General features: G+C 31.8%; 15 protein-coding genes and 1 tRNA gene. 15 read left to right on the top strand and 1 reads right to left on the bottom strand.

What is annotated here, in order from left to right:
• The first annotated feature begins 26 nt into the window (after window positions 1-26).
• The 5 genes from BMX53_RS15320 (at window position 27) to BMX53_RS15300 (ending at window position 5353) form a co-directional block, all read left to right on the top strand.
• Entirely contained in the window at window positions 27-977 is a 951-nt protein-coding gene (locus BMX53_RS15320) for an NADP-dependent oxidoreductase (RefSeq protein ID WP_074747389.1), read from the top strand.
• A gap of 214 nt (window positions 978-1191) precedes the next feature.
• On the top strand, window positions 1192-3537 hold the full coding sequence (locus BMX53_RS15315) for a WG repeat-containing protein (protein ID WP_074747386.1): 2346 nt from the start codon (window positions 1192-1194) through the stop codon (window positions 3535-3537).
• Window positions 3538-3818: 281 nt separating this feature from the next.
• Window positions 3819-4253: a CBS domain-containing protein gene (locus BMX53_RS15310; RefSeq protein WP_074747383.1), complete on the top strand. Its 435-nt coding sequence runs from the start codon at window positions 3819-3821 to the stop codon at window positions 4251-4253.
• Between the two features lie 399 nt (window positions 4254-4652).
• A complete protein-coding gene (locus tag BMX53_RS15305) occupies window positions 4653-4853 on the top strand; it encodes a hypothetical protein (RefSeq protein ID WP_038987038.1) in 201 nt (66 codons plus the stop codon).
• A 299-nt stretch (window positions 4854-5152) separates the two neighbouring features.
• Window positions 5153-5353, top strand: a complete 201-nt coding sequence (locus BMX53_RS15300; protein WP_038987037.1) for a hypothetical protein — start codon at window positions 5153-5155, stop codon at window positions 5351-5353.
• Between the two features lie 117 nt (window positions 5354-5470).
• On the opposite strand, the gene BMX53_RS15295 is transcribed toward BMX53_RS15300, so the two are convergent.
• Entirely contained in the window at window positions 5471-6397 is a 927-nt protein-coding gene (locus BMX53_RS15295; RefSeq protein WP_074747381.1) for a bestrophin family protein, read from the bottom strand.
• 393 nt (window positions 6398-6790) lie between these two features.
• Between BMX53_RS15295 and nhaC the strand changes: the two genes are divergently transcribed.
• From nhaC to BMX53_RS15245, 10 genes are all read left to right on the top strand, one after another.
• The gene (gene nhaC / locus BMX53_RS15290) at window positions 6791-8245 is read left to right on the top strand and encodes a Na+/H+ antiporter NhaC (protein WP_074747378.1); all 1455 of its coding nucleotides are present in this window, start codon (window positions 6791-6793) and stop codon (window positions 8243-8245) included.
• 421 nt (window positions 8246-8666) lie between these two features.
• Window positions 8667-9305 (top strand): peroxiredoxin, encoded by a 639-nt coding sequence (locus BMX53_RS15285; protein ID WP_038987033.1) that lies wholly within the window; start codon window positions 8667-8669, stop codon window positions 9303-9305.
• Window positions 9306-9341: 36 nt separating this feature from the next.
• Complete coding sequence (locus BMX53_RS15280) at window positions 9342-9650, top strand: thioredoxin family protein (RefSeq protein WP_038987032.1); 309 nt, start codon at window positions 9342-9344, stop codon at window positions 9648-9650.
• Between the two features lie 18 nt (window positions 9651-9668).
• Window positions 9669-9926, top strand: coding sequence for a DUF6952 family protein (locus tag BMX53_RS15275; protein ID WP_038987031.1), 258 nt, complete (start codon window positions 9669-9671; stop codon window positions 9924-9926).
• A gap of 299 nt (window positions 9927-10225) precedes the next feature.
• Window positions 10226-10726: a thiol peroxidase gene (gene tpx / locus BMX53_RS15270; protein ID WP_074747375.1), complete on the top strand. Its 501-nt coding sequence runs from the start codon at window positions 10226-10228 to the stop codon at window positions 10724-10726.
• Between the two features lie 104 nt (window positions 10727-10830).
• A complete protein-coding gene (locus BMX53_RS15265; protein ID WP_074747372.1) occupies window positions 10831-13347 on the top strand; it encodes an FtsK/SpoIIIE family DNA translocase in 2517 nt (838 codons plus the stop codon).
• 9 nt (window positions 13348-13356) lie between these two features.
• The gene (locus BMX53_RS15260; RefSeq protein ID WP_038987028.1) at window positions 13357-14004 is read left to right on the top strand and encodes an outer membrane lipoprotein periplasmic chaperone LolA1; all 648 of its coding nucleotides are present in this window, start codon (window positions 13357-13359) and stop codon (window positions 14002-14004) included.
• A gap of 9 nt (window positions 14005-14013) precedes the next feature.
• Window positions 14014-15555, top strand: coding sequence for an LptF/LptG family permease (locus BMX53_RS15255; protein ID WP_074747369.1), 1542 nt, complete (start codon window positions 14014-14016; stop codon window positions 15553-15555).
• Window positions 15555-16688 (top strand): 3,4-dihydroxy-2-butanone-4-phosphate synthase, encoded by a 1134-nt coding sequence (gene ribB / locus BMX53_RS15250; protein WP_063175428.1) that lies wholly within the window; start codon window positions 15555-15557, stop codon window positions 16686-16688. Before BMX53_RS15255 ends, ribB begins: the two co-directional genes overlap by 1 nt.
• Window positions 16689-16905: 217 nt before the next feature.
• Window positions 16906-16990 (top strand) — tRNA-Ser (locus BMX53_RS15245).
• Window position 16991: the final 1 nt, after the last annotated feature.

Below are 16991 nucleotides of genomic sequence, written 5' to 3'. Positions count from 1 at the left end.
TATTTTTGTTCAAAAGTAATAAATATATGAAAGCATATGTGTTAAAAGAATTTGGAGGAGTGGATCAGCTTCAAATTCAAAATATTGATAAGCCTAAACTCGCTAGTAGTGAAGTGTTAGTAAAGGTAAAAGCATTAAGTGTTAATCCAGTAGATGCGATGACTAGAGCCGGTACGGTAGGAATGTCTAGAATAGTAGAACAGTTTAGTCCTATTATTTTAGGATGGGACTTTTCGGGTGTAATAGAAGAAGTAGGAGAGTATGTTAGAGAGTTTAAAGTAGGAGATGCTGTCTTCGGTATGGTTAATTTTCCTGGGCATGGTCAGGCTTATGCAGAGTATATTGCTGTATCGGCTAGCCATATCGCTTTAAAACCAGGTAATATTACTTATGAGGAAGCTGCCGCTTCAACATTGGCTGCATTAACAGCATGGCAGGCTTTTAATAGCTATGGTAAATTACGACCTAATGATCGTGTACTGATACATGCCGCTGCAGGTGGAGTTGGACATTATGCTGTACTAATGGCAAAGTATTTAGGTGCATATGTAATAGGTACATCATCTTCAAAAAACAAAGAGTTTGTATTGAGTCTAGGAGCAGATGAGCATATAGATTATCGCTCTGTATCATTTGAAGAAGTATTAGAGAATATTGATTTTGTATTGGATGCTATTGGTGGAGATACTTTACAAAGATCTGTGAAGGTATTAAAGGAGTTCGGTACTTTAGTTGTTTTACCTTCTGGATATACAGAAGAGGATGAAAGGGTGTTTCTAGCAAAAAAACTTCATGGGAGTTGCTTTATGAGTGTGTATTCTAGTGGTTCGGATATGAAAATCATCGCTAATCTTTTAGAAAAGGGGATTGTTAAACCCCATATTAGTCAGGTTTTTGCTTTTGAAGATATGAAAAAAGCACATTTACAGTTAGAAAGTGGCAATACAATAGGTAGGGTAGTTGTGTGTATTTCTTAAATAAAATATAATAATCAAATAATTAAAGGTATTATAATATTTAATTATAGTGTCTTTTTTGTATTTAATGTATTGGTTTAAATGCTAATATTTGTTATTTATGTTGTGATAGTTTTGTATTTATTAGTAAATAATTGTTAATTTTTTTATATTTGGTTTAACGAAAATAATATGTTTGTACTAGTTAACTAATCAAATAACCTTTCAGTATAATATGAAAAAAATTATCTTACTAATGTTTCTAGGAGCATTGTCATTCTCTTGTAGCAATGACGATGGTGGTAAGAAAGATAAACCAGCACCTAAACCTGATTATGAACCTAAGATTTTAGTACCATTCCAAGAGCGTGGCTTATGGGGATTTAGAGATCCTCAGGCTAACGTAGTAGTGGTAGTTCCTCAATATGAGGAAGTAAAGGATTTCGATAGTCATAAGATTGCACGAGTAAAGAAAACCAAACTTTGGGGATTAATCAATATGCTAGGTAAGACTGTTATTGACCCAACCTATAATAATATAGAAGACTTTAGTGGCGAGGGATATGCTACTGTGATTAAGTTAGAGAAGAGCGGTATTATCAATACTAAAGGAGAAGAGAAGGTAGAGCCTATATTTGATAAGGTATTTGGATACTATGACAAACAATATGTAAAGGTACAATCTGAAAATAAGTTTGGAATTATAGATAAAGATTGGAAGTTAGTTATTAAACCTAAATACGATTTAATAGAAGAGTCTAAGGATGAGAAGGAGGCAACTTATAAAATAGTGTTAGATGGTAAATGGGGATTGTTAAATAAAAATTGGCAAGAAGTTATATCTCCACGTTTTGACTATGATTTTAAAATATTTGAGTTTGATAAGTCAGGAGTTGCAAAACTAAAAGTCGGAGAGAAGTGGGGATTCATAGATAAGAATTATAAAGTGGTAGTAGAACCAATCTATGATGAGATTAAAGACTTCGATGAACAAAATTTTGCACGTATTAAAGTAGGTGATAAATGGGGGATATTGGGTAGAGACTACAAAGTCTTGTTAGAGCCTATATATGATGATATTACTGTATTTAATGAAGAAGGATTTGCTCGAGTACGAAAAGATAAGAAGTGGGGAGTAATCAATAAAGAATGGAAAGTAGTACTACCTACTGAATATGATAATATAGGAGAGTTACTATCATATAAAATGACTAAGTTATTTAAAGAAGGTAGAATAGGTCTAGCTGACTTAAGTTGGAAAGTAGTACTTCCTGTAAAATATGTAGACATTAATATTACAGAAGATCAAGGGACTGTTCGTATCTATGACAATATAGAAGGGTTTGGTAAGTTAGAGGGGTTATTTGATTTAACTAGTCATGTGGTGTTAGAACCTATCTACCGTAAAATAGAAAACTACGATAGAAATAACCTTGTAATTGTACAACATCCAGGTGGGATGTATAATTTATTAGACAAAAAGTTTAAGGAGAAGTTTGCAGAACCGTATTTGACTATAACGCTATTGAGTATCGAAGAAGGAGGGCATTACAAATTAGGTAGAGGAATGTATGTTGGATTAGCGGATGTGACGGCTCGTATTTTAATAGAAGCTGATAAATATTCAGATATAGCACAATTTGAAAAAGATAATAAAGCTATTGTGATGACTCCTACTTTATCTTATGGTTTAATAAATAGGGAATGGAAAGAAGTATTAGCTACTGATTATAAGAATATTTCTGCCCCAGATAGTAAGATGAATAGAATCTTAAAGGTAGATACTACTTGGTTTAATATCTATACTCAGAATGGTAAAAAGCTTGAGTCTAATTATAATCATATTATACCTGATTACACTAATGGAGTAATCTTATTAAGAAACGGAGAGGAGAAAGGCGCATTACATGGATTTGCTACAGATAATCTAAGTTATTATGAAGATGCTAAGTATAAAGAGATGTTTAATTTCTCAGGTACAGAGGTATCAGTCTTTTCTTATGATGGTTTATTTGGTTTGATGAATAAACAAGGTGTAAAAGTAATTGGAGCTACTTATGACCGTATTATTAGACATAAAGATGATGATCATACAACATTAATAAAAGGAGGCCTATATGGATTTGCCAATAGTCAAGGACTGATCAAAGTAGATGCTAGATATGAAATGCCTGATTATAATCAAGTAGTAGATGGTTTAGCAAAGGTTAGATATCAAGATCATATTACAGTAGTGAATTATGCGACTGGTGCCGAGTTATTTAAACCTGGAAGTATAGAAGATGCTGATAATTTATTCAATGGATATGCTTCTTATTTAGTAAATGGTAAATGGGGAATAGTGAATAAGTCTGGAACTGAAATAGCTAAAGCAAAATACGATAAAGTGGAACGCTTTAATAGAGAAGATAATACTGTGAGAATGACTTTAGGGTCTTATAAAGGAGTGATGAATGCAAAAGGAGTGATTATAGTAGAGGCAAATAGATATGACTACATAGGTCTATTTAAAGACGGTAGAGCTCAAGCCACAAGAGCAGGTGTAACCGTTATTTTGAATAGTGAAGGAAAAGAAATATAGCAAATTAGGTTTACAAAAAGCACTCTTTTTAGAGTGCTTTTTTTTGCTTTAGATGGTTGTATTGTTGTTCGAATTCAGAAGTATTACTATAATGAAATAATATGGCATGTAGTATTTTGTTAATGTGTTGATTGTGTTATGGTTGATTTGTTTTAAATATGGTGTTTTATTTGTTAAAGTCGATGTGTTTTATTAAATTTAGGAAAGATAAGGTCGATGATATTTTTATGTCAAAAAGTGACTTTATCACATAGTTGTTGTCTAACTAAAATCAGTTTGTTATGAAACAAAATGTTCCAGTTGCAGAAATTATGACTAAGGAGTTAATCACTCTAACGTTGTCAAATAGTCTATATGACGCTGAAAAGTTGTTTAAGAAGCATAAAATTAGGCATATTCCAATAGTTGAAGAGGATAAGCTAATAGGTGTATTGAGTTACTCGGATCTATTGAAAATTAGTTATGCTGATGTATTAGATGATGAAGATGATTTTATGGATGTGTCTTCAGTAGTATATGATATGTACTCTATTAGACAAGTAATGGCTAAAGTTGTGGTTAGTGCACTTCCTACAGCGACTATAAAAGAAGTTACTGAGATATTATCTAAGCAGAGTTTTCACTCAATACCAATTGTTGATGAAGATAATATGCTTAGAGGAATAGTAACAACAACAGATTTATTAAAATACTTCTTAAAGCAGTATTCTCAATAAAAAATAAGTAAGTGTGTATGTATAATTTTATAGATACATCTTTTAAAGTATATTAAGCAGGATTAATCGGTCGAAAAGATTTCCAAGCGAATAAAATGAGCTCTATTATAGATACTAGATGTATTTATAATCAGAGCTTTTTTTATATTTTAATATTTGAGATAAATATAGATTTGGGCATAGTATAAAAAAGGCTTAATGCATATTTTGCGAAGTTATGTTTCTGTAATTGTTATTCTGTTATAATATACGTGTGTTTGATGAGATTGTTTTGTTATTTAAGTTTTAAAAATTTATAATATATATAAATGATTAAAATTTTGATAAAAGTGTTTTTATTTTTGCTGTATTGTTGAGTATTTGTTAAGTTTGATAAAGTGATACAATAGTACTACAGATATGAAAAGAAAAACAATGTTCGACTTTGCTAGAACTATATTAGAGAATGTTAGTTTTGATCCAAAGTTGTTTTATAAAGAATTACAAAAGGCTATCCAAAATCTATTACCGTATGATTTAGAGCAATTAACTGAATGGGTAACAGGTTATGTGAAAGAGAAGCCAGAACTTGAAAAATCATTAGAATTAGTTAATGTATAATTATAGGAAGCACTTCAGTATGAGGTGCTTTTTTTTGTGCTTAAACAACATCTTAGAATTAGTTAGAGAGAATTGATCAAAAATTGCTAAGGATTTTTTAAGACAAAGAAAATAGCGTGTAATATTTAATGGAAGAAATTTAGTAAAAGAGATTGTAAGTAAATATTATTTAGTGATTATTGGTATAAAATGAGAATACAATATTAATTGCTAAAATTGTATTAAAGTCTGAGGAAAAAACGAGTAATAACTTTTTAATTGAGTATGTTTACTATGTAGTAAGATAAAAAATTACAGATATGAAAACACGTTTAATGTTTGATTTCGCTAAGACAATATTAGAAAATGTTAGCTTTGATCCTAAACTGTTTTACAAAGAACTTCACAAGGCTATTAATCAATTATTACCTTATGATGTAGAACAATTAGGGGAATGGGTGAACGGATTCGTAAAAGGAAAACCAGAATTACAAGAATCATTAAATTTAATTAACGCATAAATACAATAAGAAGCACTTCGTGAGAGGTGCTTTTTTATTTGTTTCTGTTTCTGTTTATAATAATAAAGCCCTTGTAAAAACTATAGTTACAAGGGCTTTATTATTTATAGTGTATTGTTATCTCACAATATAGTTTTTATCTGGAGTAATTAGTTCTGGTAAAGGCATATCTGATATCTCGCTTAATGAGTAAGCTATATTAGCACACATCTGATCTAAGGCTAGGTCATTCTCCTCTTCACCAAACGGTTCTGCAATCTCTGCAACTACTGCATCTAAAGCGATAAAGGTGTAAGCAACAAAAGTAACAAAGAACGGCATGGTCCAAATAATCAAATCAATAAGACCAAAAGGCAGAATAAAACAATATACATACACTGTTCTGTGTAAGATGACAAAGTAAACAAATGGAATCTTAGTATGTACGATTCGTTCACAAGCTCCCAATACAATAGATAGTTCTCCTATATTATCATCTATCTTAGACTGCATAATAGTATCTATTCGACCAGCTTTCTGTTGATCAGCAATCCACTTGGTTAATTCATTAAGTATATAAGCAGGCTTAAATTTTTTAGTAAGCATAGTTTCGTACACTTCAGGGCTAAGATATTGACGAACTGATTCGTAGTCTACCTTTTCTCTAAGTTGCTTATTTAATAAATAACAGAAGGCGATAATTAGTTTGATACCTTCTTGTTTTTCTTTTTTTGTGAATTGTGGGTTCTCTTCTATATAATTTTGGATTTGAAAAGCAAGTGAACGGGAGTGTATGACTAAACTACCCCATTGTTTTCTTCCTTCCCAAAATCGATCATAAGCAGCACTATTACAAAACCCTAAGAAGATAGCTAAGGAGATACCAACTAAAGCAAAAGCTCCTACATTAAGAGGAATAATAACATCAGGAAAGTGATAGTGAGCAAAGTAAACTATCCATGAAAAAATAAATATAGCAACTAGTGTAGGGAATATTTTTTTAAGAACAGAACCTTTCCAGATAAACAGCATCTGAAGAATATGTTTCTTGTTTCTAACGATCATAATTGTTGTTTTTATTGAAGAGAAACAAAGGTAAAGTGAAAACATAAAAAAAGCTACTTATTTAATAGATAAGTAGCTTAATATGATGTCCTCTAAAAACATCAAAACAACAATATTTTATATCTAAATACTATTCTCCTTTTAGAGATTAAGCATAAAGAATACATATAAATTACTTTATAGTATGTAGTAAATATATAAATTACTTTTGTTTTTAACAATATTTTTTAATACTTATAACCTATAATTCTATTAATGGTTTATAATAAACTAAAAATCAATATAATAAAATTTAGTTTTTTGGTAAGGAAATTGTAATAGTTTGTATTTTATAAGGGGTATGTCTCTAAATTAGTTATTTTCGCACCAAATAAATTTTAAGTTTTAAAACAAATGAGTAAAATTCAAGACAAAGTGGAAAAACCAATTACATTGTTTCAATCGCTAATACCTGTTATTATTTTAGTAGCATTATTAGCTGTGAATGTGTATGTATTCCGGGATGACGCTCTGTCTGGGACGAATCAATTCATTTTACTTATTGGAGGATCTATTGCTACATTAGTAGGGTTGTTTAACAGAGTGAGTTATGACAAAGTATTAACTCAGATTATAAACAATGTGAGAGATACTTCAAGTGCAGTATTTATTTTACTATTAGTGGGAGCTTTATCAGGGACGTGGCTATTAAGTGGAATTATTCCAACGATGATTTATTATGGTTTACAGATACTTCATCCTGCTATTTATTTACCTGCTTGTTTGATTATTACATCTATAATTTCTATTGCTACAGGAAGTTCTTGGACTACATCAGCTACTGTAGGTATTGCATTAGTAGGTATTGGTAACGCATTAGGAATGCCAATAGGTATGATAGGAGGGGCTGTAATATCAGGAGCTTACTTTGGAGATAAATTATCACCCTTATCAGATACTACTAATCTAGCACCAGTGATGGCTGGTACAGATTTGTTCACTCATATTAGATATATGTTGTTTACGACAGTACCTACTTATGTGGTTACGTTAATTATCTTTGTGATTTTAGGATTGATGTACGGTGTGAATGGAGATGTAGATACTTCAGCTACATTAAATGCTATATCAGATACCTTTAATGTTACACCTATATTATTTATAGTACCTGTGTTTGTTGTGTTTTTAATTGTTAAGAAGGTTCAACCAATCGCAGCACTATTAATAGGAACTTTACTAGGAGGGTTTTTTGCTTTAATATTCCAACCAAATATCGTAGTAGAAGTAGCAGGAGGAAATACATTTGATTTTTATACTGCTTATAAAGGTGTGATGTTAGCATTGACTACGGATATTAGAATATTATCTCCTTTAGAGAGCTTGAACGGGTTATTTGAAGCAGGAGGAATGGCAAGTATGTTAAATACTGTGTGGTTGATCTTATGTGCTATGTTCTTCGGAGGAGCAATGGAAGCTATAGGAGCTTTACAAAAAATATCACAAGCCTTATTAAATATAGCTAGTAATGTATTTGGTTTATTTGCTAGTACAGTTGCGAGTTGTTTAGCGATTAATATTATGACATCTGATCAATACTTATCTATTGTAGTACCTGGAAAGATGTTCTCTGATGCATATAAAGCTAAAGGGCTAGCACCTGAAAACTTGAGCCGTACACTAGAAGACTCTGGAACAGTGACTTCTGTGCTAATTCCATGGAATACTTGTGGAGCATATCATTCAGGAGTATTAGGTATCCCTACGATGACTTATTTACCATATGCATTCTTTAACTATCTAAGTCCATTTGTGACTTTGTTATATGCAGCATTTGATATTAAGATTAGAAAGATATTGAAGAAGGACTAATATTTCTTCTCTACCCTATATAAGGCGATGGACTCTCGATTATGAGTTCATCGCTTTTTTTGTTTAGAAATGGGGGAAGAGGGATATTAAGTAAAATTAGTAGTTAGTAATAGGTTTATTGTTGTATCTGTTATTAAGAAAATGATGAGAGGTTTTAGCAGTAAATGACTCTTGTGAATAGGAGTAAAAGGGTGTTTGAGAAATTAATTAATATTTTTATAACAAAGCGAAATTTTCTATTTCTATTTAAAATGACTATCTTTAGACATGTCTAAACTAATTAAGAGGTAATTAGACTAGCAATAGATTTTACTTATGTAAGAATAAAAAACAATAATCAACATTAATAGATTATCCCTGTTTACTGCCTTACATTTGTAAAAGAAATCAAGAAGGATTATTAACTTTAAAATAAATTATTATGTCTTTAGTAGGTAAAAAATTTCCAAACATCACAGTTGACGCAATGTCAGAAATGGGAGATGATTTAAGAATCAACATTTTCGAAGAAGCTACAAAAAACAACAAAAAAGTATTATTATTCTGGTATCCAAAAGACTTTACATTCGTATGTCCTACAGAATTACACGCTTTCCAAGCTGCTTTACCAGAGTTTGAAAAGAGAAATACTATCGTAGTTGGAGCTTCATGTGATACTAACGAAGTACACTTCGCTTGGTTAAACACAGCAAAAGACAATGGTGGTATCGAAGGAGTTACTTACCCAATCATCGCTGATACTCAAAGAAACTTATCTTCAGTATTAGGTATCTTAGATGTAGAAAACGAAGTTTACAACGAAGAATTAGATTCAGTTCAAATCGAAGGATCTAACGTAACATATAGAGCTACTTACTTAGTAGACGAGTCAGGAAAAATCTTCCACGAATCAGTTAACGATATGCCATTAGGAAGAAACGTAAACGAGTACTTAAGATTAATCGATGCATATACTCACGTACAAACTCATGGTGAAGTATGTCCAGCTAACTGGGAAGAAGGTAAAGACGCAATGAACGCAAACAGAAACGGTGTAGCTGATTACTTAAGCAAACACTAAGAACTGAATAGATTACTAACACAAAAAAATAAAAAAATGCTTTTAGAACTAGATAAAGATAATTTACAAGAGATTGTAAATTCAAATGAAAAAGTGGTTGTTCAATATGCTGCATCTTGGTGTGGTAATTGTAGAATTATGAAGCCTAAATTCAAAAAATTGGCTACAGAGAATGAGAATATGACATTTGTAATTGCAGATGCAGAGAACTTCCCTGAGTCAAGAAAATTGGCTGACGTAAGCAATTTACCAACATTCGCTACATTCGTAAATGGTAAGTTAGTAGACCAAACTCAGACTAATAAAGCTGAGGTTTTAAACGAATTAGTAAACGGAATTGTATAATTTCATAAATCATAAATAATGAAATTACCAGTTATCAGACAGTTATCTCAATTTATTGCAGATAATGACCAAGATTATATTATAGAAACTATTGAAGTATTAGAAAACCTTACAGAGGTTCCTTCTCTTAAAGATGAGGAATTAGATGTTATTGGTGAGCTTATTTCAAATATGTATGGGGCTCTAGAAGTTCAAAAGTTAGTAAAAGAAGGAGCTACCCAAAAAGAAGCATTGAATAACTTCATGCAAAGAGTTTTAGGATCAATAGATAAATAAAACAAATTAGCTATATAAAAGACCACACGTTTAGTGTGGTCTTTTTTTGTTATTAATCATTAGTAATGAGTTTTTTTAATGGATGTACAACAGTACTGTAGACTTAAAGGATAGTTAGATTAAGAACTATAAAAGTTGTATATTGATTTTTAATGAGTTGAAATTATTGAATAAATAGTTACAAGTAGAATTGAAAATCTATTTACTCAATTTGCGATTTGCTAATATATCTATCAGTATTTAGCATTATATTCTATCGAATTTTATCTATTTTTGTGTAACCTAAAAAATAAAACAATATGGCGACTGTAACATTAAAAGGTAATCCGTTCCAAACAATAGGAACTTTACCAAGTTTAAATACTAAAGCTCCTGAATTTAACTTAGTAGGAGGAAATTTAACTGATAACACTTTAGCTAGCTACAAAGGAAAAAGAGTAATTTTAAATATCTTCCCTAGTGTAGATACACCTACTTGTGCTACTTCAGTAAGACATTTTAATCAAGATGCTTCTAAATTAGAGAATACAGTAGTATTATGTATTTCTAGAGATTTACCTTTTGCACAAGGACGTTTTTGTGGTGCTGAGGGAATTGCTAATGTAGAGATGTTATCTGATTTTAGAGATGGACAATTCGGTAAAGATTATGGCGTTCTATTCACAGATGGTCCATTAAAAGGATTGTTATCTAGATCTATCGTTATAATTGACGAAGAGGGAACAGTTATCTATACAGAACAAGTAGCTGAGACAGCTGATGAACCAAATTATGAAAAAGCAATTGCTGCTTTGAAATAATAATTTAACGATGTAGACTGCCAGCATATGCTATGTGTAGGCAGTCTATATTATTGAATACTTTAGGTTAAAACAATATAGCCATATTGTCATAAAAAATAGAAATGGAAAAAGAGAGTACTACAAATAAGAAAACTACCAAAGCTAAAAGCGAACCTAAGAAGTTTGATACAACTATACATGTAAATAGTCGATTCTTAATTACTATACTATTAATTATTAGTGGTATTGCACTTACGTTGAGCTTTTTGTCTTATATGATTACAGGTATTGAAGACCAGAGTAATTTAGAATTAATAGGAGATAGACAGATAGAAGTTTCTAACTGGTTAGGTAAAGTAGGGGCCTATTTGGCTCATTTATTTGTTTACCAAGGATTCGGTGTTGCTTCCTTTTTCTTTGCAAAGATGTTAGTTCATTCTGGTATCTATGCTTTTTTTACTATACCCGCTAGAAGAATTAAGAAAGTAATTTTTTGGGATCTTTTCTCAATGTTATTATTATCTGTATTCTTAGGATTCTTTTGGAGTAGTAACCCTCTGCTAGGAGGTACTGTAGGATATGAATTGAATTTATATTTTGTTGACTATTTAGGAACAGCAGGTATAGTATTACTATTGTTTTTCTTTGCTTTAGTTTTTGCACTATTTAGATTTAAACTATCACCAGCGGCTATTCGACAAGGGTTAGAGAATATACCTTCTTTATTTAGTAAGTTTAAAAAGAAACATATAGAGACTCCTGTAGACTTTGATAATGGAGGAAATGTTGATACAGTAGAAACACAAACTAATGTGACAGAAACTGTAGAGACTCCCGTAAATCCTGTAGTTCCAGTAAGACAAGATCCTCCTGTAAAAGAAGAAGACTTTAGTGTATATATAGCTCCTGAAGCTCCAGTAGTAGAATTAAGCACATCTCCTATCGTAGAACAGAAGGATATAAAACCGACTATATTACATAGTTCTGAACCAAGTATTAGCCCTAAGAAGGATCATATAGCTCCTGTGGTAGATAATGCACCTAAGAATGACTTTGTCATAGAGGAAGTAAAAGAAGAAGGAAGCTTAGAAGAAAACTTGGCTGCTAGATTAGTACAAGACTTTGGAGAGTTTGACCCTACACTAGACTTGTCTAATTATCAGTTCCCATCTATTGAACTATTAAAAGAGTATAGTGGATCTGGAATTACAATTAATCAAGAAGAATTAGAGGAGAATAAGAATAGAATTGTAGATACACTGCGCAACTATAAAATAGAAATTGCTCAGATTAAAGCAACAGTAGGACCTACGGTTACCTTGTATGAGATTGTACCAGAAGCAGGTATTCGTATTTCGAAGATTAAAAATTTAGAGGATGATATTGCCTTATCTCTTTCTGCATTAGGAATACGTATTATCGCTCCTATACCAGGTAGAGGTACTATTGGTATTGAAGTACCTAATAATAACCCATCTATTGTATCAATGAGAAGCGTTATTGCCTCTCCTAAGTTCCAGAGTGCTGAGATGGAATTACCAGTAGCACTTGGTAAGACAATTTCTAATGAGACTTTTGTAGTAGACTTAGCTAAGATGCCTCACTTATTGATGGCAGGGGCTACAGGACAAGGTAAATCAGTAGGGTTGAATGCATTATTGACTTCATTGTTATATAAAAAGCACCCAGCAGAAGTAAAATTTGTATTAGTCGACCCTAAGAAAGTAGAATTAACTTTATTTAATAAAATAGAAAGACATTATTTAGCTAAATTGCCAAACTCAGAAGATGCAATTATAACTGATAATACAAAAGTTATTAATACACTAAACTCTTTGTGTATAGAAATGGATAATCGATATAGCTTACTAAAAGATGCTATGGTTAGAAATATCAAGGAGTACAATGAGAAGTTTAGACAACGTAAATTGAATCCTGAAAATGGACATCATTTTTTACCTTATATCGTATTGGTAGTAGATGAGTTTGCGGATTTGATTATGACAGCAGGTAAGGAGGTAGAGACACCTATCGCACGTTTAGCTCAGCTTGCTCGTGCTATTGGTATTCACTTAATTATTGCTACTCAAAGACCATCGGTGAACGTTATTACAGGTATTATTAAAGCTAACTTCCCTGCACGTGTTGCATTTAGAGTAACATCTAAAATTGACTCACGTACTATCTTAGATCAACAAGGAGCTGATCAGTTGATAGGAAGAGGAGATATGCTATATACACAAGGAAATGATTTAGTGCGTGTACAATGTGCTTTTGTTGATACTCCTGAAGTAGAGAAATTAACAGAGTATATCGGTTCACAAAAAGCATATCCAGAAGCATATATCTTACCAGAATACGTTGGAGAAGAAGGAAGCTCGAATCTGGATATAGATATTAGTGAGAGAGATCCATTGTTTAAAGAGGCTGCAGGAATTATAGTTACTGCTCAACAAGGTTCAGCATCACTATTACAACGAAAATTAAAACTAGGATATAACCGAGCAGGTAGATTAATAGATCAATTAGAAGCGGCTGGTATAGTAGGACCTTTTGAAGGAAGTAAAGCACGTAGTGTGAATGTACCTGACTTGATAGCTTTAGATCAGTTTTTTGACAGTGAGGAAAATAACAATTAATTAGAAGTAATGAAAAAGATTATTGCATTTATAGGAATTGCATTATTTGCTATTACAGCGAATGCACAAAGTAGTGAAAGAGCTAAAAATTACTTATTAGAAGTGACTAAGAAGATTAATGGATATGAAAACATGTCTATTGAGTTCTCTTTTAATCAGAAAGATGATAAGAATAATAGTAAAAACTTCGATGGTAAAGGGAAGTTAGATTTAAAGAAAGATCTATATAACCTTACGTTTATGGGAGTTCAAAAGATATATGATGGGAAGAAAATTTATACTATCTCAGAAGAAGATGAAGAGGTAACTGTATCTAAGTACGACGCTAAAGGTGTTGATGGTATATTGCCATCACAGATGCTTACTTTCTTTAATAAAGGATATACATTCCAATGGGATATTTTGCAGAATGTAAATGGGAAGAAAATACAGTATATTAAACTGATTCCTACTGATAAGAAGTCTGTAATTAAAGAGGTGTATTTAGGAGTAGACTCTAGTACTAAAAATATTTATAATAAGATTCAAGTAAATAAAGACGGTTCTAAATCTACATTGACGGTTAATTCTTTCAAAACAAATCAGTCAATGTCGAAAAATCATTTTACCTTTACACAATCGTTGTACCCTAATTATTACATCAACAATATAGATTAGTAGATTTTAGTGAAAATACTTGACCGTTACATTTTAAAAAGTTTTATATCAACACTACTTACAGTGTTTGCTATTTTATACTTCATATTTATTCTACAAGGTGTTTGGCTATTTATTTCTGAGTTAGCAGGTAAAGACCTAGACTTATTAGTAGTTGTTAAATTCCTTTTATTTTATTCACCTAAGATGGTGCCTTTAGTATTGCCTTTATCGGTTTTATTGGCATCTATTATGACATTTGGTAGTTTTGCTGAGAACTATGAATTCGCAGCTATGAAAGCATCAGGTATATCTTTAAAGAGAGCCATGCGTCCATTGTCTATTTTTATTTTTGTACTTGCTGGTGTATCATTTTGGTTTGCTAATGATGTTATTCCTAAGGCAGAGTACAAGTTTTTAAACTTAAGAAAAGAAATTATCCAGACCAAACCTGCAATGGCTATTGCTGCTGGTCAGTTTAATGATTTAGGGCAAGTTAATATCAAAGTAGATAGTAAGACTGGTGATAAAGGTGAGTATCTAGATAATGTAACGATGCACGTTAAGTCTAATTCAGGCTATGAGAATAAGACGGTGATACGTTCTGTAAATGGAGAGTTAGAAACAGAAGAATCTTCTAGTATATTAAAGCTTCATCTTTTTGATGGAAATTATTATGATGATGTTGCTGCTAAGAATTACGAAGAACAGAAGAAGCATCCTTTTATTAAAACATATTTTACTAAGTATACAATGAATATTGACTTAAGTAGTTTTCAAAATGAAGGGAAAGATGAGGAGAAAATTACTAATACTTATGGAATGCTTAATATAAAAGAACTAAACTATACTATTGATTCTCTTCAAAAAGCATTAAATACTGAAATGACCTCTAATGCAGATAACTTGACCTTAAGATTGGGTAATTTGTTATCCGTAGATAAAAATAATGCATTAAAGACTAGCCCTGCTGATACAGACTCTATTAGTAGTATAGTAAGAGATTCTTTACAAAAAGTTGAAGCTGCAAAGTATGTTGATAAGGCTGGTAAGGATATCCTTAAAGGCTTTAGTTATGATAATCAAAGCAGAATATTACAGTCAGCTGTTGATTATACTAATAATATTAGTTTTAATGCAGAGAGTAATGATTTATCTATATTAAATCAAGTAAAGAGAATTAATGATCACTGGTTAGCATTATACGAGAAATTCGTTATTGCTTTCTCTTGTTTCTTGATGTTCTATATTGGTGCACCATTAGGAGCTATTATTAGAAAGGGAGGTATTGGACTTCCAATTGTATTTGCAGTTGGTATTTTCATTACTTATCACTTTATTAATACCTTTGGTAAAAAGATGGCACAGGAAGATGGTATTACACCATTTTTAGGAGGGTGGATTGGTTCGTTGGTATTAACTCCACTGGCAATCTATCTTACATACAAAGCAACTAAGGATAATGGAGATGTAAACTTCAGTATATCATTAGACACGTTTAAAGATTTATTCGCTTCTGTAAAGGGACGTTTTAATCGTAAAAAAGAAAAATACAACAAAAAACAACTATAATGTCACATAATCACATTCAATTAAACACTATCGAAGAAGCAATCCAAGATATTAAAGCTGGAAAAGTAATCATAGTGGTAGATGATGAGGATCGTGAAAACGAAGGTGATTTTATCGCCGCTGCAGAGATGGTAACTCCAGAGATGATTAACTTTATGGCTACTCATGGACGTGGACTTATCTGTGCTCCCCTTACAAAAGAAAGATGCCAAGAGTTAGATTTACAACCGATGGTAACGAATAATACTGTATTACACCAGACTGCTTTTACAGTATCTATCGACTTAAAAGGTCATGGATGTACTACTGGTATTTCTGTATATGACCGTGCTAAGACAATAGAATCTCTTGTAAAAGAAGAAACTACAGGAGATGATTTAGGACGTCCAGGACATATTTTCCCGCTTATAGCTAAAGAAGGTGGTGTACTAAGAAGAACTGGTCATACAGAAGCTGCTGTTGACTTAGCTAGATTAGCAGGTTTTAAACCAGCTGGTATCCTAGTAGAGATTTTAAATGAAGATGGCTCTATGGCTCGTTTACCTCAGTTAATGGACGTAGCAAAGAAATGGGATTTGAAGATTATCTCTATTGAAGCTCTTGTAGCATATCGTATGAAACACGATAGCTTAATAGAAAAGAAAGAAGACTTCGAAATAGATACTAAGTACGGACAGTTTAGACTTAGAGCATATCAACAAAATACAAATGGTCAAGTACACATCGCTTTGACTAAAGGAGATTGGAATGCTGATGAGGCTGTTTTAACACGTATTAATTCTACTATTGGTAACAATGATATCCTTGATGCACTTAGTGGTAAATTAAGTATTCGTATGGAGAATACTTTTGCTAAGATTAACAAAGGTGATAAAGGAGCTATCTTATTTATCAATCAAGAAGATCACAACGCAAGTCTATTAAATAGATTAACTGCACTTAAGAATGCTGGAGCTAAGTTAGATTTAGATACTCCTAAGTTATCAGGTGATGAGAAGGACTTCGGTATTGGAGCTCAAATCTTACATGACTTAAATATCTCTAAGATTAAGTTGATGTCTAATTCTGCTCAAGGTAAAAGAGTAGGGATGACAGGATATGGTCTAGAGATTACAGAATATATCAATTACTAGTCTTTATTGAGCTTTAAAAGTTCTAAAATAGTATAATAAGTTAACCTTGATAGTACACTGTGTATTATCAAGGTTTTTTATTTATTACTAAATCTATAGTTATTAATTGATTACATATTGATGTAAAAAAAAGTGTGTTTTTTTAGTTCTAATTGTTTGCAGAATTAAATGAAGTGACTATATTTGCACTCGCAATACGGAAGTAAAGCAGACCACTGGAGAAATGGCAGAGTGGTCGATTGCGGCAGTCTTGAAAACTGTTGACTGTAACAGGTCCGGGGGTTCGAATCCCTCTTTCTCCGC

Origin of the sequence: Myroides marinus, from assembly GCF_900109075.1 — a bacterium.
Lineage (GTDB): Bacteria > Bacteroidota > Bacteroidia > Flavobacteriales > Flavobacteriaceae > Flavobacterium > Flavobacterium marinum_A.
The sequence above is the reverse complement of the archived record's forward strand: the minus strand, read 5'-3'. Positions and strand labels throughout refer to the sequence as shown.

What these genes read in the sequence shown, in the direction of transcription:
- BMX53_RS15320 (WP_074747389.1), top strand. Translation starts at nt 27, where the DNA reads ATGAAAGCATATGTGTTAAAAGAATTTGGAGGAGTGGATCAGCTTCAA.
- BMX53_RS15315 (WP_074747386.1), top strand. Translation starts at nt 1,192, where the DNA reads ATGAAAAAAATTATCTTACTAATGTTTCTAGGAGCATTGTCATTCTCT.
- BMX53_RS15310 (WP_074747383.1), top strand. Translation starts at nt 3,819, where the DNA reads ATGAAACAAAATGTTCCAGTTGCAGAAATTATGACTAAGGAGTTAATC.
- BMX53_RS15305 (WP_038987038.1), top strand. Translation starts at nt 4,653, where the DNA reads ATGAAAAGAAAAACAATGTTCGACTTTGCTAGAACTATATTAGAGAAT.
- BMX53_RS15300 (WP_038987037.1), top strand. Translation starts at nt 5,153, where the DNA reads ATGAAAACACGTTTAATGTTTGATTTCGCTAAGACAATATTAGAAAAT.
- BMX53_RS15295 (WP_074747381.1), bottom strand. Translation starts at nt 6,397, where the DNA reads ATGATCGTTAGAAACAAGAAACATATTCTTCAGATGCTGTTTATCTGG.
- nhaC (WP_074747378.1), top strand. Translation starts at nt 6,791, where the DNA reads ATGAGTAAAATTCAAGACAAAGTGGAAAAACCAATTACATTGTTTCAA.
- BMX53_RS15285 (WP_038987033.1), top strand. Translation starts at nt 8,667, where the DNA reads ATGTCTTTAGTAGGTAAAAAATTTCCAAACATCACAGTTGACGCAATG.
- BMX53_RS15280 (WP_038987032.1), top strand. Translation starts at nt 9,342, where the DNA reads ATGCTTTTAGAACTAGATAAAGATAATTTACAAGAGATTGTAAATTCA.
- BMX53_RS15275 (WP_038987031.1), top strand. Translation starts at nt 9,669, where the DNA reads ATGAAATTACCAGTTATCAGACAGTTATCTCAATTTATTGCAGATAAT.
- tpx (WP_074747375.1), top strand. Translation starts at nt 10,226, where the DNA reads ATGGCGACTGTAACATTAAAAGGTAATCCGTTCCAAACAATAGGAACT.
- BMX53_RS15265 (WP_074747372.1), top strand. Translation starts at nt 10,831, where the DNA reads ATGGAAAAAGAGAGTACTACAAATAAGAAAACTACCAAAGCTAAAAGC.
- BMX53_RS15260 (WP_038987028.1), top strand. Translation starts at nt 13,357, where the DNA reads ATGAAAAAGATTATTGCATTTATAGGAATTGCATTATTTGCTATTACA.
- ribB (WP_063175428.1), top strand. Translation starts at nt 15,555, where the DNA reads ATGTCACATAATCACATTCAATTAAACACTATCGAAGAAGCAATCCAA.